We start from the raw sequence: 18,859 nt of genomic DNA, 5'->3' as shown, positions 1-18,859 counted from the left end.
AGCAAAATAGACAAAAAAAATAGAACGTGATAAATCACGTTCTAAAAAATCCCTATTAATTATTCAAGGTATATCGTTTGCCCTTTACAAGATAAAATACACTTTCTGCAATATTCGTTGTATGGTCAGCTGCTCTTTCTAAATAACGGCAAATAAATGAAAGTTGAGTGATTTGTGGTAAAAACTCAGGCTTTTGTAAATTTAATTGTAGTAAGTCTTGAATGGTTTGCCCATACAAAGAATCAACCTCATCGTCCATTTCTGCGACTTTTTTTGCCTTTAAAATATCTTCCTCATTATATGCTTCAAGAGCAAGTTGAAGCATCTCTTTGTTTACTTCGTGCATTCGCTTAATATGCTCAATTGGCTTAATGAGTGGCTCATTACCTATACGAATGGCAGATTTAGCAATATTAACAGCATAATCTGCAATTCTTTCAATATCATTGGCAATTTTAATTGCCACAATGACTCTACGAAGGTCGATAGCAACCGGTTGCTGTTTCGCAATGATAAGAATCGCAGCATCATTTATTTCTTCTTCTAAATGGTCTGCTTGTTCATCATCTTCCATAATTTCTAAAGCAACATCGACGTTTTGCGTTTCTAGCGCCATAACGGATTTTCCGAGCGCATTTACGGCAAAATTTCCGATTTCAAGAAGCTTATGTTGAAGTTCCTTTAAATCCTCATCAAATCGTTCTCTAATAGCCATTTTCATACTCCCTTCAACTGATAATGAATATTTTCAAAGAGTTAGTTTTATCCAAATCTACCCGTAATATAATCTTCTGTTCGTTTATCAGAAGGAGTGGAAAATATTTTATTCGTTTTATCAAATTCAACAACCTCTCCATTTAAGAAGAAAGCCGTTTTATCAGAAATCCGGGCAGCCTGCTGCATATTATGGGTAACAATAATAATACTAAAATTTTTCTTTAATTCCTGTACAAGTTCTTCCACTTTCAAGGTTGAAATAGGGTCTAGTGCGCTTGTAGGCTCATCCATCAAAATGACGTCAGGCTCAATTGCTAAACAGCGAGCAATACAAAGTCTTTGTTGTTGACCACCTGATAAACCATAGGCATTTTGGTGAAGACGATCCTTTACCTCATCCCAAATGGCTGCTCCCTTTAAGCTCTTTTCAACAATTTCATCGAGAATTTTTTTATCGCGAATCCCATGAATCTTCGGACCATAAGCAACATTCTCATAAATCGATTTCGGAAAAGGATTCGGCTTTTGAAACACCATTCCAACCTTCGTCCTTAACTCTTCTACTGTATAAGATTTATCGAAAATATTTCTGCCACGGTAAGCAATTTCACCAGATGTTTTCACAATTGGGATTAACTCTATCATTCTATTTAAAGTCTTAATATAAGTTGATTTTCCGCATCCTGACGGCCCAATAATCGCAGTGACTTCATTCTCATAAATATCTAAATCAATATTTTTTAGAGCGTGATTATCCCCATACCATAAATTAAGCTGGCTCGTTTTATATACGATCTCCTTAGAAACTACTTCAGCTGTTTCGTTCACAGTTTTCTCCCTTTCCATAACAATATTCATGATAATACCCCCTTCGCAAGTTTCAGCACATTAGTAACGCTTTTGAAATTTATTTCTAATTAATACTGCAATGGAATTCATAATAATTAACATAATTAATAAAACGATAATACCAGCTGCAGCAAGGGCATGAAACTCCTCTTGTGGTCTACTTGTCCAGTTATAAATTTGCATTGGTAGCACTGTAAAAGTATCGAATATCGTTTTTGGTAAAAAGGCGATAAATAACGGAAGACCTAAGACAACTAGCGGCGCTGTCTCACCGATTGCACGCGATAATGCCAGAATACCACCAGTTAAAATTCCCGGGATAGCAGCAGGTAATACTACCCGAATAATAGTTTGCCATTTTGTTGCCCCCATGCCATACGATGCCTCCCGTAATTCCTGTGGTACAGAACGGATAGCCTCCTGGGATGCAACAATAATGACTGGTAGCACTAATAAACTCATTGTTAAGCCTGCAGCAAGCACACTTGTGCCAAGTGCTAATGCACGGACAAATAATGTTAATCCAAGTAACCCGAAAACAATTGACGGTACACCTGCTAAATTTGAAATATTCACTAGGATAAAATCAGTAAAGCGATTTTTCTTTGCATATTCTTCTAAGTAAAGGGCAGTCCCTACCCCAATTAATAAAGAAAGGGGAGCTGTTACAGCTATTAACCAAACTGTCCCTATTAATGTAGTTTTTATTCCCGCTTTTTCCGGTTTTCGCGATGGTAAGTTTTGAAGAAAATCTAAACTTAAATAACTAGAACCTTGTGTAAAAATTCGATAGAGTAGTACTCCTAAGATTAATAGACCGAATAATGTGGCAAGTAAAAAAATCAACTTAAATATTTTGTTTCGGACTAATCTTGGTTTCATCTGACTGACAACTTTAGAGTGATCAATTAGTTTCATTAATAGGCCTCCCTAAATCGCTTCGCGATATATTGTGCGAGTAAATTCATCAACAGGGTAAATACAAATAATGTCATTCCCACTGCATAGATACTGTAATAAATCGTCGTACCATAACCAGCATCTCCTGTACTTACTTGAACGATATAGGCAGTCATTGTTTGAATCGAACCAGTCACATCTATACCTAAGCTTGGGGTGGAACCACCTGCGACAGCAACAATCATTGTTTCACCAATTGCTCTGGAAATTGCCAGTACAATTGAAGCGACTATTCCCGATATCGCTGCTGGTAAAACCACCTTCATCGAAACTTCAAATTTTGTCGATCCAAGCGCAAGGGCACCTTCACGCATGGAATTCGGAACAGAAGACATGGCATCTTCTGATAATGAGGCAATCATAGGTGTTATCATAATCCCAATAACAATACCAGGACTTAATGCATTAAATATCTCTAAGCCTGGAATGATTTCTCTTAAAATCGGTGTAACGAAAGTTAATGCAAAAAAACCATAGACAATCGTTGGGATCCCAGCCAGTACTTCTAAAATTGGCTTAATAATTCTCCTAGCGTTATCTGAAGCATATTCACTTAAATAAATGGCAGAGGCCAAACCAATCGGAACAGCGACAATTATCGCAATAGCTGTAACCCTCAAGGTTCCCGATACTAATGGTAGAATTCCATATGACCCTGCAGATTCTGAGAATGGATACCATTTTTTAGCTGTAATAAATTCAAAAATGCTAACCCTTGTAAAAAAAGTAAAGGTTTCAAAAATTAACGTTAGAACAATTCCAAATGTTGTAAGCACCGAAACTATTGCTGTTACTAATAGCAAGGTCGGAACCATTTTTTCAATTAATGAATGTGTAGACTTGTTTTTCTTTTTTTCTTCAATCAATTTCTGAATCGAAAACGAGCTTGTTTTTGACCCCATAACTTGAAAACCCCCTCTAACTAACGCCAAGATGAGAAGCACCAAGCATGTGCTTCCCATCTTGAGAATTCTAACTTACTTTAAACCTTCTAGCAATTCTAAATCTTTGTCATATTCTCCTTGTGGCAAGCGAACATAACCAACTTCTTCGGATAAGTCAGCTGCATTTTCAAGGGCAAATTTAACAAAATCATAAACTTCTGGTCTTTGCACAGCATCATTTTTAACATATGTGAACAATGGACGAGAAAGAGGTGCATATTCGCCAGATTCAATCGTTTTGTTATCTGGAGCTACTGGACCATTACCTCCATCAATCGGAACAACTTTCATTTTATCTTTATTTTCTGCATAATAAGCATAACCCATATAGCCAATACCGTTTTTCTCACCAGCAATACCTTGAACTAAAATGTTATCGTCTTCTGATAAAGTTGCTTTTTCAACAATTGGTGCTTTATCTAAAATCACTTCATCAAAGTAATCGAATGTACCTGAATCAGTACCTGGAGAATAGAACTTAATTTCTTCTGCTGGCCATTCTGCACGAATATCAGACCATTTTTTCACTGTTCCATCTTCAATCCACATTTTCTTGAGTTCATCAATTGTTAAATAATCTACCCAAGTGTTTTCTTTATTAACAAGAACTGACAAGCCATCATAAGCTAATTTAAGTTCTGTATATTCAATCCCTTTTTCATTTAACTGAGCTGCTTCTTCATCTTTAATTGGACGTGAAGCATTACTTAAGTCTGTGTCACCCGCGATAAATGCTTTAAAACCACCACCAGTTCCTGATAAGCCTACAGCTACTTTTACATCTGGTTGAACCAATTGATATTCTTCGGAAACAGCTTCCATGATTGGATAGACTGTAGATGAGCCATCAATATTTACTTCACCAGTAAGTTGCTTATTATCTTCTCCAGCATCAGATGATTTTCCTGCTTTATCAGTTCCACATGCTGCTGTGAAAACTAGCACTCCACCCATTAAAGTTGTTAGTGCTAACTTTTTTAAGCTTTTCATTTGTAAATTCCTCCTAAGGCTCTTGGTTGTTTTGTCCTACATGTAAAATAGTAATCCACAAATATTAATCCCGTTTGTATCCATTGTAAAGGTTTTGTAAAGCTGCGGTTTTCACTTTTTCATTCATCCTTTTTCTCTTTAAATTAAAATAGGTATCTAAGACTCTTTTTCCAATTACGTTGTTTGCATGGTGATCCTCTTTTCCTTCATATGCCCATGGAACTAGTACCGCCATTGCTACCTCAGGATTACGATATGGTGCATACCCAACTAAGCTTAGATTCATTACCTCTGGCGGCATAAGTCCTCGAGCCTTAAACTTCTTCATTTCCGGTCCATCATAAACCGCTTGAGCAGTACCGGTTTTGCCAGCTGGACGATAGGATGCACCCTTAAAGAAATCATAGGCAGTCCCCCCTGGATCTTGCATAACCCTTCTAAACCCTTCTTGGACCCGTTGCAGCCCTTCTTCCTTAGCCCCTATTTCATTTAAAATGACTGGCTTGAATTCCTGAACAATTGGTCCTAGTTCATTGCTATCTATTAATGGCTCCCGTACTTCTTTTACAATATGTGGCTGGATACGAAAACCCCCATTCGCAATTGTCGAAACGTATTGCGCTAATTGCATAGGTGTATAGATATCATATTGACCAATCACTAAATCCAATAAGAAACCTGGTTTTTTTGAGAGTCCTTTAAAACCAACCTGTTCGTTTGGTAAATCAATCCCTGTTCTAACACCTAGTCCGAATTGACTAAAAGATTCCCGAATCGTATCGAATGCTTTTTCATTAATATTAAGTGGCTGATCATATTTATATTGACCATTGCCAATTTCGATAGCTGTTTTAAACATATAAACGTTTGAGGAGTATTTTAATGAGTTAATATCATTGATGCTACCGAAGTTTCGCCAAGATCCCTTTTTAGGTGTTCCTTTAATTTTTAAGGGCTCATCAAAATGGAAATCCCCTGGATGCAAAGTTCCAGTTTTGTAGCCTGTTAGAATAGTGGCTCCTTTTACAGTCGATCCGGCACTGTAAGCAGTCGTAAAGGTTCCGTAAGCGAAATCCAATAGCTCCTGACGACCTGTTTTGGGATTCCGCCCAATTTGTTTACCTGCCATCGTTAAGATTTCCCCAGTATAGGGGTCTAACAAAACGACAAACGCTCTATCTAATAGGCTCGTTCCTACTTTTGTTTTGGTTTTTAGTAGTTCCTCTTCGAGAATTTTTTCCACAGCAAGTTGTAAATCCATGTCAATGGTTAAAACCAAATCTTTACCTCTTTTACCTTCTGAAACCACTAAGGTATCCAACACTTTTCCGGACTTATCGGTAATGTTTTTAACCCTCGCTTTTTGTCCATGAAGCACCTCCTCATACTGTTCTTCAATATAACTTAAACCAACACGATCGTTTCTACTGTAATCCCTAGCTAAATAATGCTCCACTCTTTCACTGGGTAATCCTTTGTCCGATGAAGATACTTTTCCTAAAATAGTTTTTAACGTATCACCGAGAAGATAGTTACGTTCCCAATCTGTTGTTGTATCAACACCAGGTAGCAATTGTAAGTTTTCACTTACAATTGCTAATTCTTCCTGTGAAACATTCTTATTTTTAACAATTTGTGGAGTAAGTGCATAGCTGCTATTAAACTCTCGGAAAATAGCTAGGATTTCTAAATCATCTTTCGTTAATTCATTAAGCTCTTTTTCGTCGATTCTTTCTAATTGAAGTTTATATAAATCCTGATCAGTTAATTTTTTTGCTTTCCACATTGTCCATTCTTGGGTTGTTATTTTCCCTTCAGCCCTTTTTGGGTTTTTCATCATCCAGTAATCTTTGCGATCACGTTCTTGTACCTTTTTATCATCCATTTCAATTAATTTTGCTAATCGTGTGGCTACCTCTAACATTTCACTTTGAGTTACTCCATGAAATTTTGTATATATAATGGCATTTTGCGGAGTATTATCAACAATTATTTTTCCAGTTCGATCAAACATTTTCCCACGGGGGACCGGGTTATTAACGGTTATTTCATCCGTCCTTTCGATTTCTCTTTTATAATCATCACCGAATACAATTTGCACAAATCCAAGTCGTAAAATAAGCAAGGAGAATAACATAAATACGAAGAAAAAAAGTAAATTAAAGCGAATATTCACTTTTGGTTTTTTTCTTTTTCTTTGAGCCCCGTTCATAATCCACACCCCCGATTAAGTAAAAAGTGGAGCAGGGGTAACCCCCTCCTCCTTTATGTTGCCAGCTGTATTTTTCGCACAAATAAATAGATCAATGTATGTCCTGCACCTAATACCAACAATAAAACCGGAATGCTTGTCTCTATATTAAAAAAAGTAACTCCGATTAAAAAGGCAATGATTGAAATACATCTCCCGGCGTTTAAAAAAATCTCTCTTACGACAATGTATTCAATTCTCATTTCAGCAGCTTTCCAACCTGAACCAATAATATCGTAGGTCATCGACATATAGGGAACTAACAGGATTGGGTAAGCTATGGCGATGACACTCGCATACATAAGTAATTTCGGAAAAGTGACATCAAATAAGATTAAAAAGATGGCAGCATATAATAAAAGACCACCAATGAGGATGTACCTTTTACGATATTGCTTTTTTATAAGCCTTGAGGCAGCGTAGTAAGCAATAAAAGCGATTCCCGAATTAAGTAAACCAAATGTCCCAAGGGCTAATTCACTTCCTGTTGTAATAAACACGAATACAGAAATGATAAATAGGAACGTGCCTTCCCTTAGCCCTTGAAAAAAGTTTGCATTTGTAATTAAACGCCAATTCGGATTATTTTGGCGTTCCTTTAAAATCCTTGTGAACATGTACTTGCCACTCGCTGGCCTTCTCTTTAGAGAAAAACTAAAAAATACAGCAAGTCCAAATAAAGCGAGTGAAGCACCGAATACAATACTATAACCCGAAAAGTTCGTTAACTTAGAAATGATAAAGCCAGCGGCTATCGGTCCAATCATTCCCCCAGCAGAGCTTAAAATCCCCAAAAAGCCATTAAAAAAATCCCGTGTTTCAGGTTCAGTAATTTCAAACGTTAAAACATTAAATGCTAACCAATAAAATCCATAACCGATTCCTAGTAGACTGCCTAATAATATGAGGAAGTGAGAAGCATTTTTTCCAATCATTAATACCGTTAAATAAAATAACGCTAGGACAATAACCCCCATCCTTAGGACAATGACACGATCAATCTTTTTAGCCCAGCGTCCTGCTAATATAAACGTTAAAGGCTGAAGCACAACGACCGATAAATTGTAAATTCCCAAATCCGCATACTGTCCCGATTGTTTCCATAAATAGATATTTACAAAAGTATTGGACAGCGCTACGCTCAAGGAATAACATCCTCCGATAAGGAGTAATAATGTCAAATCCCTCGTTAATTCAACTTCACCAATTAATTTTTTCCATTTCGACATTCGTAAACTCTCCTTTTGTCGTTAAAAATATTGTTTACAAATGAAGAATGATTATTCCTATAAAAAAAGGGAGCAAACGATAAATCGTTTGCTCCCTTGCCTTGAATTGATTAATTATTTTGCTTCTTGGTATCTCTTAGAAACTTCGTCCCAATTAACTACGTTCCAGAATGTATTGATATAATCTGGACGACGGTTTTGGAATTTTAAGTAATATGCATGTTCCCAAACATCTAAACCAAGGATTGGAGTTTTACCTTCCATTAATGGTGAATCTTGGTTCGGAGTGCTAGTTAATTCTAACTCACCATTATTTACTGCTAACCAAGCCCATCCTGATCCAAAGCGAGTAGTTGCCGCTTTAGCAAACTCTTCTTTAAAGCTTTCGAAGCTACCAAATTTGTTATTAATTGCATCAGCCAATTCACCTGCTGGCGCACCACCACCATTTGGTGAAAGAATTTGCCAGAATAAAGTGTGGTTAGCATGCCCGCCACCATTGTTTCTAACAGCTGTGCGTGCAGACTCAGGCACAGCATCTAAGTTTGCAATCACTTCTTCAACAGACTTAGATAGAAGCTCCTCATTTCCAGCTAATGCATTGTTAAGATTCGTTACATAAGTGTTATGGTGCTTAGAGTGATGAATTTCCATCGTTTCTTTGTCAAAATGAGGTTCTAACGCATCATACGCATAAGGTAATTGTGGTAATTCAAATGCCATTTCTTCTTCCTCCTTAAAATTATGTAATGATAACGCTTTAGTTTCTTTCATATACATATGAAAAAATTTCTAAAGCCTTTTAAATAAGATTACCAAAGTTATTGTTTCTCTTCAAATAAAATGCTTTAAACATAATTAACATCACCTTTAATTCCACATTTTATTCCTTTGTCAGATGTCGAAAAATTGTCATTTCTTTATCATCTCAATCCTGTCAATGATTTAAGTCGCTTTTACGGTTTTTAACTTCCATTTTTTTCTAATTACATATTGACATAGTGTTAATATTTTTTTTAAATCAAGATATACAGTCATAAATGTGGAGGGATTATCATGTTAGTTAAACAGAACCTATCTCTATATGATTTACTATTCCAACACTTTAATGGTCAGGAAACCATTCAAAAACACAAAGCGGATACCGTTCTTTTTCAAGAAAGAGACCTAGTTAATCATATCTATTTAATTATCAAAGGCAGTATTGCCGTTGGACGAATCCACATGAAGGGTAAAGAGTTCATTCTTAAAGTATTAAATAGCCATGAGATTTTAATTGAATATCAAGTATTCAAAAAAAAGCCTCATTATCATTTTTCAGGAAAAACCATGACAGATTGCGAATTTTTAATGATTAGTCGTGAGCAATTTGAAAAATTCCTACAGCAAAATTCGGTTGCAATGTTATGTTTAACTGAATATCTAAGCATTTCATATATTAAAGCACAAATGAAATGTCAAGATTTAATTATGAATGGGAAAAAAGGCGGGTTATATTCTATTCTTATCCGTTTATGCAATAGCTATGGGGTAGCCACCGATGAAGGTATTTTAATTGACCTCCCGTTAACCCATCAAGAACTAGCCAATTTAACTTATGGAACACGAGAGGTCATCCAACGCGCCCTAAAGGAATTAAGAGAAAAAGGGATAGTTTCTTATGAGCATCATAAGTTTACGATAAAAGATATTAACTATTTAAAAGACGACGTTGATTGTCAAAACTGTGCTTTTGAAATATGTGGACTAAACTAAAACAACTTCCCAATAATTTGGGAAGTCTTTTTTTATGAGACGATATATATAAAATATCCAATCATAAGCGCTTGGATGACAGCTTTAACAACGACACTGCTAATAAATCCGATAACAGAACCGACTCCAATTTTGATTGAATCAAGAAACCCTTTGCGATGTACTAGTAACTCAGCAATAACCGCCCCTAAGAATGGTCCAATAATAATTCCAAAGACTGGGATCACAAATGGACCCACCAGTAAACCAATTGTACTTCCCCAAACCCCTGCTTTTGAACCACCAAATTTCTTTACCCCAATCATATTGGCGAAATAATCCGCACTAAATAAAAGGATAATGAACATGATCTGAATGGACCAGAATAGTACGTTTAACGATTGAAATGTAAAAAATAATCCATAGAGAACAAAACCACCAACTATAAACAACATCCCGGGAATAATGGGGTAGATAAGCCCAATAAATGATACAATAAACATTGCCACTATGAGAATCCAAAAAAGAATTTCCATGACTTTCCTCCTAGGAATAAAAGGTTATCGAAGACACCTGAACAATCCATTTAACTATATCACCTGTCAAAATAATTGTCTTTCACAATGATTTTTGAAATTTTCATTTCATTCAGTGCTATTTATCGCTAAAATAAAAAGGAATATAAACACAAGGATGTGCAAAAAAATGAATATCTTTAAGCAGTTTCTTTTGAGCCTGTATTCCCCTCATTCAGTTGCTAAATTTCGTTTCCAGGGGATTGGAAAAACAATATTGTATGTATTTTTATTAACCCTATTATCGATTTTACCAACTTCTTATTATTTTGTTACAGATATTAATAAAGGGATCGATTTTATAAGTGAAACATTAGCAAACGATATCCCCGCATTCACCATTGAGAATGGACAATTATCACTTGAAAGTACAAAACCTGTTATTATTGAGAAGGATGATTTTAAAATTATTCTTGATGATACAGGTAGTATCGACCCCAATGAATTTTCCAAGCAAGAGAATGTTCTTGCCCTATTAAAAAATGATTTTCTTCTGTACGCTGGCGGTCAAGGACAAACGAATAGTTACGCAGCATTCCAGGGAATGAAAATGACAAGCCAAGATGTTGTAGACTTTATTGAAAAGTCTAAAGGTTTAAAAGCTATTTTTATTCCGATCATGATTATCATTATTTATATTTTTTCAAGTGGTGCGAAGTTTATCGAAGTGTCTGTTTTAGCCTTGATTGGAATGTTGTTGGCAAGCACTTTTAAACGACATCTCCAATATCGCCATACATGGAGAATTGCGGCTTATTGTGTCACCCTATCGACGTTGTTTTTTACAGTAATGGCTTTATTAAAAACTACTGTTCCAAACGGATTTCTTATTAATTGGACTGTTTCCATTATTATGTTGATTTTAGCAATTAAAGAAATTCCTATGAAAAAACAAAAACTTGAATAGCCCTTTAAAAACAACAAGTTGTCAATACTTGTTGTTTTTTGTTCTATTTATTTTCACACAAGCATACATATTGGACAAACCTATTGAAGGAGAGTTTAATATGGGAAAATTTATTGGAACACTCATCGGACTATTTGTAGCCTTTATTATTTTTTTTGACCTAACAAACGGAACTCTTCCACAAACAAAGGAAACCCAAGAACCAATCGAAGTGATGGGTAATGTTACACTTCCTTTCTTCAAAAGAAAAATAGTAGCTGGGGATACGGTTTTATCCGTTATCGAAAATAACTTAAAGGCCCCAATCCCTGTTTCAATCGATCAAGTCGTTAGTGATTTTGTAAAATTGAATGAAGGAGCATCCCCTAATAAAATTCAGATTGGCAAAACTTACCGTTTCCCGGATTATTCCAACGAGTAGTCTTCCTTGTCAATTTGATAGGAAGACTGATAAAATATTATTATTGCTTGATTAAGCTTGTTTTTTCAATTTGAACTATTAAAAAGGAGCGAAGACTCTTGAACGAAATTATCCATCGTACTAAAACTCGGCCCATTAAGGTAGGGAATCTAACAATTGGTGGAAATAATGAATTAGTCATCCAAAGTATGACCACAACCAAAACACATGATGTAGAAGCTACCGTTGCTGAAATTAAGCGTTTAGAAGAAGCGGGCTGTCAAATCGTTCGGGTTGCTTGTCCTGATGAACGTGCAGCAAATGCAATTAGCGAAATAAAAAAGCGTATTAATATCCCGTTAGTTGTCGATATCCATTTTGATTATAAATTAGCGTTAAAGGCGATTGAAGGCGGAGCCGATAAGATCCGAATAAATCCAGGGAATATCGGGAAACGCGAAAAGGTTGAAGCCGTTGTGAAGGCAGCGAAGGAAAAAGGAATTCCAATTCGAATTGGTGTAAACGCAGGCTCTTTAGAAAAAAGAATTCTTGAAAAATATGGCTATCCAACTGCTGACGGGATGGTCGAAAGTGCCCTCCACCATATAAAAATATTAGAGGACTTAGATTTCCATGATATTATCGTCTCGATGAAAGCTTCGGATGTTAATTTGGCAATTGAGGCATATGACAAAGCTTCTAGAGCATTTGATTATCCGCTTCATTTAGGAATTACAGAATCAGGTACGCTCTTTTCTGGTACAGTGAAAAGTGCTGCAGGTTTGGGTGCCATCCTAAGTAAAGGAATCGGAAACACATTAAGAATTTCTCTATCTGCTGACCCAGTCGAAGAAGTTAAGGTTGCAAGAGAGCTTTTAAAAGTGTTTGGATTATCCTCTAATGCCGCTACCCTTATTTCTTGTCCAACTTGTGGTCGTATTGAAATCGACTTGATTAGTATTGCGAATGAAGTCGAAGAATATATACAAAAAATAAAAGCACCAATTAAAATTGCCGTTTTAGGCTGTGCAGTAAATGGTCCTGGCGAAGCAAGGGAAGCTGACATTGGTATTGCTGGAGCAAGAGGAGAAGGATTACTTTTCCGTAAGGGAGAAATTATTCGGAAAGTTCCCGAAAGCACGATGGTTGAGGAACTAAAGAAAGAAATTGATGCCATTGCCGAGGAATATTTCCTTAATAAACAAAAAGAAGAACTTAATATTTAAAAGAAAAGTCGGCTGTTCCAATAATGGAACAGCCTTTTTTCCTTTTTTCTAAGCAAGCACTTCCGCTTTTCGTTAAAAAAAGGGGACTATAAACATACCGACAATAATCGATATCGCTCCTAGACCTATTGCCCATGCTCCAAGTGCGGAGGCACCTCTACGTCGAGCAATAAATCCTAGTACAATTCCAGCTGCACCAAATAGAATCGGCAGTACAAATAACGATAGAATCGAAAGAGCTAACGCAGCTAATCCAATTCCCTTACCGCCTGATTCCTCACGGATGTCCGATCGATCATAGTCCCTACTTCGATTGAGATTAACTGGTGCCGCAATTTCCGCAGCCGTTTCCTCCTGATAAGAACCATCATCGTCTACTCTTGCTGGTAATGCTAAGTCAGCTGAGGTTTTCTGTCTGTAATACGCAGGTCCGGGCGCTTGTGATTCTTCATCCCAGTTTCGCTCTTGGTCTGCCATGTACGATCCCTCGCTTTCTTTATTTTGGAGCATTATTATTGTTAACTTTTTCAGCTCTTTTCACTATGTTAATGTTTTCCTTAAAACTCATTTCTTTCTATCGTTCCATAATTTTGCTAAGATAGCTGATGATATGAAAAATAAAAGGAGTGTCCAATTATGAGTATACGATTTGGAATAGATATTGATGGAACGGTGACAAGTCCATCTTCCTTGATTCCATTTCTTAATAAAGCGTTTGGTCTAAATCTTACACTTGCAGATATAAAGCAATATGAGCTAACACCACTTGTTGATATTTCCGAAGCTGAATTTGCTAATTGGTTTATGGAAAACGAGGCAGAAATGTATCGAGAATCCCCGATTGCCGAAGGGGCAAAAGAGGCTTTAATCCAATGGGCTCAGGAACATGAACTTTACTTTATAAGTGCTCGCAGAAACCATTTATATGAGGAAACTAAAACTTGGTTCGACAAACATGAAATTCCCTATTGCCATATTGAATTAATCGGCAAGCACGATAAAATTGATGCCGTTAAACAACATCAAGTGCAAGTTTTTCTAGAAGACAAGCATGATAATGCGGTAATGATTGCTGAAACATGCGATATCCCAGTGTTGCTATTCGATACTCCTTATAATCAAGACCCCATTCCGGCTAAAGTAATTCGTGTAAAAGACTGGCATCAGGCAGTTAACTGGGTAAATAAATGGATAAAAGAAAAAAAATAGAAAGGCTCAAGGTATTGTGAGCCTTTCTTACATACATTTAGGGCAACGACCATAAATTTCAAATTTATGACCTGAAACATCAAATCCCATTAAATCATCGCTTAATCCATCCATCGGACAAGTCCCGATTTCTTTTGTCATCCCGCATTTTAAACAAATAAAATGATGATGATGATGATTATGTGAACAAGTAAATCTAAAATGCTTTTCCCCCGAGAGCTCTGTCATTTCTATGATACCCAAGTCAACAAATAGCCCAAGGTTCCGATAGATTGTATCGAAGCTTAATCCAGGATAATCGTCCTTCATCAGTTCTAATACATCTTTAGCCGTTAAATATCGATTATGATTGACAAAAAGCTCAAGCATTTCTTCCCTCTTACCGGTTTGTTTATAGCCTTTATCCTTTAGAATTTCTAAAGCTCTCTCGATATTCATTTCTAAACACCCCTGTTACTAAATGCCTTTGTTTGAAACATTTTTTTATATAAAATCGCAACCATTAATATCAGGACAGAGATCATAACAATGGTTCCCCCTGGGGCTAAATCCAAATAATAAGAAATTGTTAAGCCACCTAGAACCGACAATTCACCAAATACGATCGAATAAAATATCGTTTGCTTAAAGCCTTTAGCAATTCTTATACTTGCCGCTACAGGTAAGGTCATTAAAGAGGAAACAAGTAAGATTCCAACAATTCTCATCGAAGCAGCAATGACAAGTGCTACCATCAGAATGAAAATAAAATGAATCGATTTCGCAGCAATCCCTGATGCCTTCGCATACTCTTCATCAAACGATAACAAGAATAACTCTTTATACAATAGGAAAACAATGATAAATACAAATATACAAATTAAGAGAATGATGAATAAATCAATTCGACTTACGGCACTAACACTCCCGAATAAATAACTAAATAAATCGGTATTAAATCCATCGGCCAATGAAATAAAAATGACACCAAGACCAATACCTCCAGATAAAATAATTGGGATGGCCAATTCCTGATAGTGTTTATATACACTTCTAAGCTTTTCAATAAATAATGACCCGATAACGGAGAATGCCATGCCAAAATACATAGGATTTAAACCAGCAAACATAGCTATTTTTTTTGAAAGAAGTAGACTTGCGGCAATTCCTGCTAACGTAACATGACTTAAGGCATCAGCAATTAATGACAGTCTTCTTACCACAATAAAAACCCCAATTAACGGAGCAACAATTCCAATGAGTAATCCAGTCAAGAAAGCATTTTGTAAAAATTCATATTCCAATAACCCATTTATCATTGAGTTGTTCCTCCATGATGGTGGTGATCATGGCTAAGACGGAAAATGTCGTGGCCATAGATATGAGACAATTCATTTTGTTGTAGATTTTCATATTCATCAGTTTCGCCATGAAAGTGTAAATGCTTGTTAAGGCATGCTACATGAGTTACTTTGTCAGAAATGGCACTCATATCGTGGGTCACTAATAATAAGGTAATTCCCCATTGTTTGTTTAGTGTTTGGAGTATTTCATAAAAATTCCTTACATTTTGAGCATCTACACCAACAGTAGGTTCGTCTAAAATAAGTAGTTCTGGGTTGCTGACTAAGGCTCTAGCAATAAAAATTCGTTGTTGTTGCCCTCCAGATAACTCGCCAATATTTCGGTTTATAAATGGCAGCATATCTACAGAAGCAATAGCATCTATAATTTTTTGCTTGTCAGCTTTTTTTAAAATACGAAATAACCCAATTTTTTTTGTAAGTCCACTGGCAACTACTTCATAAACCGTCGCTGGAAAGCCTGAATTAAACGAATTTGCTTTTTGTGAAACATAGCCAACCTTATGCCATTCATTAAAGCTTTCAATATTCTCGCCAAATAAAAGAATATTACCTTGCTGTAACTTATTTAGGTTTAATAATAATTTCATTAATGTAGATTTACCTGAACCATTCGGTCCGACAATTGCCAAAAAAGCACCCTTGGGAATGGATAAATGAATATCCTCTAAAACATATTCTCGATCATATTTATAAGAAACATGTTTAATATCAACAATTGAATTAGAATGTTGCAACCTTATCACCTTACTTAATTCAGAATCATTCCGATTTAACATCCCTCAGTATAACCCACCTATAAATAATTTGTAAAGAGGAGACTCTTTTGTCACGAACCCTTGCATATCATCATAGGTTAATAAAGGAGGAGAGTGATATCGTGAAAATTTTTGAAAATATCATAAATCACAAAATTAATACGATTACCGCCGATGAACTTTTAAAATATGCTAAACAATTCCAAGTAAAAATAACCCGCGAACAAGCAACGAACATAGCTCAGTACTTACGAAGCGAAAAAGTGAACATTTTCGAAGATTCCGCAAGAGCCGCTCTAGTTAGGGAAATCGCCAAAATCGCTGGCCCAGATACTGCAAGAGAAGTAAATCGACTATTTATTCAATTTACGAAACAATAATATGGTTGTTGAATCTGGAAAATGAACGAGAGGAAGAGCCAAGTGGCACTTCCCCTCTTTTTATTATGCGTTTTGCATAATTTTATCAAGTAGATTTTCTTCAAACTGTTGGTTTCTTAACATGGCAATTTCATACTTGTATGGTGCCTTTTGATTATTTTTATCTTCCCCTACATACGGCGTTTCTAAGATTTTTGGAATATCAGTAAGCTGTGGATGATGGACAATATAATTTAATGCCTTAAAACCGATATGGCCGAAGCCGATATTTTCATGACGGTCTTTTCGCATTCCGCGGGCATTTTTACTATCATTGACATGAATAACTTTGATACGATTAACGCCTACAATTTTATCAAATTCGTTCAATACTCCATCGAAGTCCTCGACAATATTATATCCAGCGTCATGTGTATGACATGTATCAAAGCAAATAGAAATTTTATCATTATAAACAACGCCGTCGATAATCATTGCCAATTCCTCGAAGGTTTTACCACACTCAGAACCCTTCCCGGCCATCGTTTCAAGCGCAATTTGCACTTTATCATCTTTAGTAAGAACTTCATTTAGTCCTTCAATAATTTTCATAATCCCAGCTTCAGTACCAGCCCCAACATGTGCTCCTGGGTGCAGTACAATTTGTCTTGCCCCAATCGCTTCGGTGCGATCAATTTCTGTACGGAGGAAGTTTACCCCTAAGTCAAATGTGCTTGGATTGGTGGTATTACCTATATTGATAATATAAGGAGCATGGACAATGATTTCGTCTATGCCATTAACTTCCATATGTTTACGGCCAGCTTCAATATTTAAGTCTTCTAATTTTTTCCTTCTCGTATTTTGGGGTGCACCCGTATAAATCATAAATGTATTAGCTCCATAAGAGACGGCCTCTTCACTCGCTGCTAAAAACATTTTACTTCCGCTCATCGAAACATGTGAACCAATCTTTACCATTTTTCTCTCTCCCTAAGATTTCTTTTTCTGAATACGTCTTTCCCGTTTTTTAATATTTTCGACTTTACTTTGGATTTTCTTTTTATATCCAGGTTTCACCTTTTTAGGTTTTTGAACCATACTGCGTGCTTTTAATTCAATAGAATCAACTTGTTTTTCTCGTTTTTTCCGCTTATTTCGATCATCTAATTCGACCCATTCACTCTTTTGAATATCGGTGTATTGAAACTCTATTCCGAGCTTTTCAAGTCGAATTAATGCATCCTCATCAGAAGGCTCATAAATTGTTAAGGCAATACCGGAATACCCGGCACGTGCGGTTCGGCCCACTCGGTGAATGTAAAAATCTAAATCACTAGGCAGTTCATAATTGATGATATGACTAACTCCCTCTATATCAATTCCTCGAGCAGCCAAATCTGTCGCGACTAAATACTGATACTCTAAATTTTGTACCTGTTTCATTACTTTTTTGCGGTCACGTGGGCTTAAATCACCATGAATTCTCCCCACTTTTAAGCCTTTTTGAAGAAGAGCATCAGCTACTTCATCCGCTTTTTTCTTTGTATTCGTAAAAACAATTGCCAAATAAGGATTGTACAGCTTTAACGCCTGATAAGTTAATTCTACCTTATTTCGATGTCTTGCCGGCAATAAAACATGTGATAAGTTTGAAGCCGATGCCTGTTTTGGTTCAATATGAATAAACTTTGGATTCTCCATATACTTTTTCAAGAACGGCTTAAGTTTTTCAGGAATTGTTGCTGAGAATACATACATTTCAAGATTGTCAGGCATTTTTGCTGCCACTTTATCGACATCGACGATGAATCCCATATCCAGCATTAAGTCTGCCTCGTCCACAACAAGTATTTTAGAAGTATGAACAAACAATGCTTGTTCTGAGACTAAATCGTGAATTCTTGATGGGGTTCCTACAACAATATGCGGCTGTGCTTTCAATTTTTCAATTGATCTTGCTTTATCAGTACCGCCGATAAAACAACGAGTCACAATCGCTTCCTCTTCCCCTGTATGCTCGGTCATTTTTAATATTTGCTGATAAATTTGGGTAGCCAGCTCCCGTGTCGGTGCTGTAATGACAGCTTGTACTTCCTGTTTACGTGGGTCGATTTTATTTAAAATTGGTAACACGTAAGCCAACGTTTTTCCTGTACCAGTTTGTGACTGCCCAATTGCACTATCACCTCTTAATACAAGAGGAATCATTTTTTCTTGTATTTCTGTAGGGTTTGAAAAGCCCATTTTCTCAACTGCGCTTAATAAAAATGGCTTTAATTGATAAGAATGAAATTTAGAATCTGTCATATTAAAAAAACTCCTAAGTCGTCCATATTTTTATTCTATCCCAGTATTATAATAAAGTTTTTTAAAAAGCGCCACTACACACCATTCCTCCTTATTAT

21 protein-coding genes are annotated in these 18,859 nt (G+C 36.2%); 6 read left to right on the top strand and 15 right to left on the bottom strand.

What is annotated here, in order from left to right:
• Nucleotides 1-55 precede the first annotated feature (55 nt).
• From phoU to ACX9YW_RS03185, 8 genes are all read right to left on the bottom strand, one after another.
• Nucleotides 56-715 (bottom strand): phosphate signaling complex protein PhoU, encoded by a 660-nt coding sequence (phoU, locus tag ACX9YW_RS03220; RefSeq protein ID WP_460341666.1) that lies wholly within the window; start codon nucleotides 713-715, stop codon nucleotides 56-58.
• A gap of 47 nt (nucleotides 716-762) precedes the next feature.
• On the bottom strand, nucleotides 763-1,575 hold the full coding sequence (gene pstB, locus ACX9YW_RS03215; RefSeq protein ID WP_460341663.1) for a phosphate ABC transporter ATP-binding protein PstB: 813 nt from the start codon (nucleotides 1,573-1,575) through the stop codon (nucleotides 763-765).
• A 30-nt stretch (nucleotides 1,576-1,605) separates the two neighbouring features.
• Nucleotides 1,606-2,484, bottom strand: a complete 879-nt coding sequence (gene pstA / locus ACX9YW_RS03210) for a phosphate ABC transporter permease PstA (RefSeq protein WP_460341660.1) — start codon at nucleotides 2,482-2,484, stop codon at nucleotides 1,606-1,608.
• Complete coding sequence (pstC, locus tag ACX9YW_RS03205) at nucleotides 2,484-3,428, bottom strand: phosphate ABC transporter permease subunit PstC (protein ID WP_460341657.1); 945 nt, start codon at nucleotides 3,426-3,428, stop codon at nucleotides 2,484-2,486. The genes pstA and pstC overlap by 1 nt, the downstream gene beginning before the upstream one ends.
• Nucleotides 3,429-3,503: 75 nt before the next feature.
• Entirely contained in the window at nucleotides 3,504-4,460 is a 957-nt protein-coding gene (locus ACX9YW_RS03200) for a PstS family phosphate ABC transporter substrate-binding protein (RefSeq protein WP_460341654.1), read from the bottom strand.
• Between the two features lie 64 nt (nucleotides 4,461-4,524).
• Nucleotides 4,525-6,672 carry a peptidoglycan D,D-transpeptidase FtsI family protein gene (locus ACX9YW_RS03195; protein ID WP_460341651.1) on the bottom strand — a complete coding sequence of 716 codons (2,148 nt, stop codon included), beginning with the start codon at nucleotides 6,670-6,672 and terminating at the stop codon, nucleotides 4,525-4,527.
• Nucleotides 6,673-6,725: 53 nt separating this feature from the next.
• Nucleotides 6,726-7,940: an MFS transporter gene (locus tag ACX9YW_RS03190; RefSeq protein ID WP_460341648.1), complete on the bottom strand. Its 1,215-nt coding sequence runs from the start codon at nucleotides 7,938-7,940 to the stop codon at nucleotides 6,726-6,728.
• 114 nt (nucleotides 7,941-8,054) lie between these two features.
• Nucleotides 8,055-8,663 (bottom strand): superoxide dismutase, encoded by a 609-nt coding sequence (locus tag ACX9YW_RS03185; RefSeq protein WP_460341645.1) that lies wholly within the window; start codon nucleotides 8,661-8,663, stop codon nucleotides 8,055-8,057.
• Between the two features lie 333 nt (nucleotides 8,664-8,996).
• On the opposite strand from ACX9YW_RS03185, the gene ACX9YW_RS03180 reads away from it, so the two are divergent.
• Nucleotides 8,997-9,695: a Crp/Fnr family transcriptional regulator gene (locus ACX9YW_RS03180; RefSeq protein WP_460341642.1), complete on the top strand. Its 699-nt coding sequence runs from the start codon at nucleotides 8,997-8,999 to the stop codon at nucleotides 9,693-9,695.
• Nucleotides 9,696-9,727: 32 nt separating this feature from the next.
• Here ACX9YW_RS03180 and ACX9YW_RS03175 read toward each other — a convergent pair whose 3' ends face one another.
• Entirely contained in the window at nucleotides 9,728-10,210 is a 483-nt protein-coding gene (locus ACX9YW_RS03175; protein ID WP_460341639.1) for a DUF456 domain-containing protein, read from the bottom strand.
• A 169-nt stretch (nucleotides 10,211-10,379) separates the two neighbouring features.
• Between ACX9YW_RS03175 and ACX9YW_RS03170 the strand changes: the two genes are divergently transcribed.
• The 3 genes from ACX9YW_RS03170 (at nucleotide 10,380) to ispG (ending at nucleotide 12,782) form a co-directional block, all read left to right on the top strand.
• A complete protein-coding gene (locus ACX9YW_RS03170; protein ID WP_460341635.1) occupies nucleotides 10,380-11,156 on the top strand; it encodes a DUF1189 domain-containing protein in 777 nt (258 codons plus the stop codon).
• Between the two features lie 100 nt (nucleotides 11,157-11,256).
• Nucleotides 11,257-11,577, top strand: a complete 321-nt coding sequence (locus ACX9YW_RS03165) for a protein YqfZ (RefSeq protein WP_460341632.1) — start codon at nucleotides 11,257-11,259, stop codon at nucleotides 11,575-11,577.
• Nucleotides 11,578-11,684: 107 nt separating this feature from the next.
• The gene (ispG, locus tag ACX9YW_RS03160; protein WP_460342324.1) at nucleotides 11,685-12,782 is read left to right on the top strand and encodes a flavodoxin-dependent (E)-4-hydroxy-3-methylbut-2-enyl-diphosphate synthase; all 1,098 of its coding nucleotides are present in this window, start codon (nucleotides 11,685-11,687) and stop codon (nucleotides 12,780-12,782) included.
• Nucleotides 12,783-12,854: 72 nt separating this feature from the next.
• Here the strand turns inward: ispG and ACX9YW_RS03155 are convergent, their stop codons facing one another.
• Nucleotides 12,855-13,259 carry a hypothetical protein gene (locus tag ACX9YW_RS03155; RefSeq protein ID WP_460341629.1) on the bottom strand — a complete coding sequence of 135 codons (405 nt, stop codon included), beginning with the start codon at nucleotides 13,257-13,259 and terminating at the stop codon, nucleotides 12,855-12,857.
• A gap of 159 nt (nucleotides 13,260-13,418) precedes the next feature.
• On the opposite strand from ACX9YW_RS03155, the gene ACX9YW_RS03150 reads away from it, so the two are divergent.
• Nucleotides 13,419-13,991 (top strand): hypothetical protein, encoded by a 573-nt coding sequence (locus tag ACX9YW_RS03150; protein WP_460341626.1) that lies wholly within the window; start codon nucleotides 13,419-13,421, stop codon nucleotides 13,989-13,991.
• A 27-nt stretch (nucleotides 13,992-14,018) separates the two neighbouring features.
• On the opposite strand, the gene ACX9YW_RS03145 is transcribed toward ACX9YW_RS03150, so the two are convergent.
• Genes ACX9YW_RS03145 through ACX9YW_RS03135 form a run of 3 tightly spaced genes read right to left on the bottom strand, consistent with a single transcriptional unit; the run spans nucleotide 14,019 to nucleotide 16,113 of the window.
• A complete protein-coding gene (locus ACX9YW_RS03145) occupies nucleotides 14,019-14,429 on the bottom strand; it encodes a Fur family transcriptional regulator (protein WP_460341623.1) in 411 nt (136 codons plus the stop codon).
• 2 nt (nucleotides 14,430-14,431) lie between these two features.
• Nucleotides 14,432-15,289 (bottom strand): metal ABC transporter permease, encoded by an 858-nt coding sequence (locus ACX9YW_RS03140; protein WP_460341619.1) that lies wholly within the window; start codon nucleotides 15,287-15,289, stop codon nucleotides 14,432-14,434.
• The gene (locus ACX9YW_RS03135) at nucleotides 15,286-16,113 is read right to left on the bottom strand and encodes a metal ABC transporter ATP-binding protein (RefSeq protein WP_460341617.1); all 828 of its coding nucleotides are present in this window, start codon (nucleotides 16,111-16,113) and stop codon (nucleotides 15,286-15,288) included. Before ACX9YW_RS03135 ends, ACX9YW_RS03140 begins: the two co-directional genes overlap by 4 nt.
• 101 nt (nucleotides 16,114-16,214) lie before the next feature.
• On the opposite strand from ACX9YW_RS03135, the gene ACX9YW_RS03130 reads away from it, so the two are divergent.
• A complete protein-coding gene (locus tag ACX9YW_RS03130) occupies nucleotides 16,215-16,472 on the top strand; it encodes a DUF2624 domain-containing protein (RefSeq protein WP_460341614.1) in 258 nt (85 codons plus the stop codon).
• 63 nt (nucleotides 16,473-16,535) lie between these two features.
• On the opposite strand, the gene ACX9YW_RS03125 is transcribed toward ACX9YW_RS03130, so the two are convergent.
• Nucleotides 16,536-17,432 (bottom strand): deoxyribonuclease IV, encoded by an 897-nt coding sequence (locus tag ACX9YW_RS03125; protein WP_460341611.1) that lies wholly within the window; start codon nucleotides 17,430-17,432, stop codon nucleotides 16,536-16,538.
• Between the two features lie 12 nt (nucleotides 17,433-17,444).
• Nucleotides 17,445-18,761: a DEAD/DEAH box helicase gene (locus ACX9YW_RS03120; protein WP_460341608.1), complete on the bottom strand. Its 1,317-nt coding sequence runs from the start codon at nucleotides 18,759-18,761 to the stop codon at nucleotides 17,445-17,447.
• Nucleotides 18,762-18,859: the final 98 nt, after the last annotated feature.

It is taken from the genome of Pseudoneobacillus rhizolycopersici, from assembly GCF_054786815.1.
This window is presented reverse-complemented; position numbering and strand designations above follow the sequence as displayed.

Bases quoted from the DNA above. Each gene is read 5' to 3' on its own strand.
- ACX9YW_RS03185 (WP_460341645.1), bottom strand. From the start codon at position 8,663: ATGGCATTTGAATTACCACAATTACCTTATGCGTATGATGCGTTAGAA.
- ACX9YW_RS03195 (WP_460341651.1), bottom strand. From the start codon at position 6,672: ATGAACGGGGCTCAAAGAAAAAGAAAAAAACCAAAAGTGAATATTCGC.
- ACX9YW_RS03175 (WP_460341639.1), bottom strand. From the start codon at position 10,210: ATGGAAATTCTTTTTTGGATTCTCATAGTGGCAATGTTTATTGTATCA.
- ACX9YW_RS03125 (WP_460341611.1), bottom strand. From the start codon at position 17,432: ATGGTAAAGATTGGTTCACATGTTTCGATGAGCGGAAGTAAAATGTTT.
- ACX9YW_RS03140 (WP_460341619.1), bottom strand. From the start codon at position 15,289: ATGATAAATGGGTTATTGGAATATGAATTTTTACAAAATGCTTTCTTG.
- ACX9YW_RS03190 (WP_460341648.1), bottom strand. From the start codon at position 7,940: ATGTCGAAATGGAAAAAATTAATTGGTGAAGTTGAATTAACGAGGGAT.
- ACX9YW_RS03165 (WP_460341632.1), top strand. From the start codon at position 11,257: ATGGGAAAATTTATTGGAACACTCATCGGACTATTTGTAGCCTTTATT.
- ACX9YW_RS03180 (WP_460341642.1), top strand. From the start codon at position 8,997: ATGTTAGTTAAACAGAACCTATCTCTATATGATTTACTATTCCAACAC.
- pstC (WP_460341657.1), bottom strand. From the start codon at position 3,428: ATGGGGTCAAAAACAAGCTCGTTTTCGATTCAGAAATTGATTGAAGAA.
- ACX9YW_RS03200 (WP_460341654.1), bottom strand. From the start codon at position 4,460: ATGAAAAGCTTAAAAAAGTTAGCACTAACAACTTTAATGGGTGGAGTG.
- pstA (WP_460341660.1), bottom strand. From the start codon at position 2,484: ATGAAACTAATTGATCACTCTAAAGTTGTCAGTCAGATGAAACCAAGA.
- pstB (WP_460341663.1), bottom strand. From the start codon at position 1,575: ATGAATATTGTTATGGAAAGGGAGAAAACTGTGAACGAAACAGCTGAA.
- ACX9YW_RS03155 (WP_460341629.1), bottom strand. From the start codon at position 13,259: ATGGCAGACCAAGAGCGAAACTGGGATGAAGAATCACAAGCGCCCGGA.
- ACX9YW_RS03170 (WP_460341635.1), top strand. From the start codon at position 10,380: ATGAATATCTTTAAGCAGTTTCTTTTGAGCCTGTATTCCCCTCATTCA.
- ACX9YW_RS03145 (WP_460341623.1), bottom strand. From the start codon at position 14,429: ATGAATATCGAGAGAGCTTTAGAAATTCTAAAGGATAAAGGCTATAAA.
- phoU (WP_460341666.1), bottom strand. From the start codon at position 715: ATGGCTATTAGAGAACGATTTGATGAGGATTTAAAGGAACTTCAACAT.
- ACX9YW_RS03135 (WP_460341617.1), bottom strand. From the start codon at position 16,113: ATGTTAAATCGGAATGATTCTGAATTAAGTAAGGTGATAAGGTTGCAA.
- ACX9YW_RS03150 (WP_460341626.1), top strand. From the start codon at position 13,419: ATGAGTATACGATTTGGAATAGATATTGATGGAACGGTGACAAGTCCA.
- ACX9YW_RS03120 (WP_460341608.1), bottom strand. From the start codon at position 18,761: ATGACAGATTCTAAATTTCATTCTTATCAATTAAAGCCATTTTTATTA.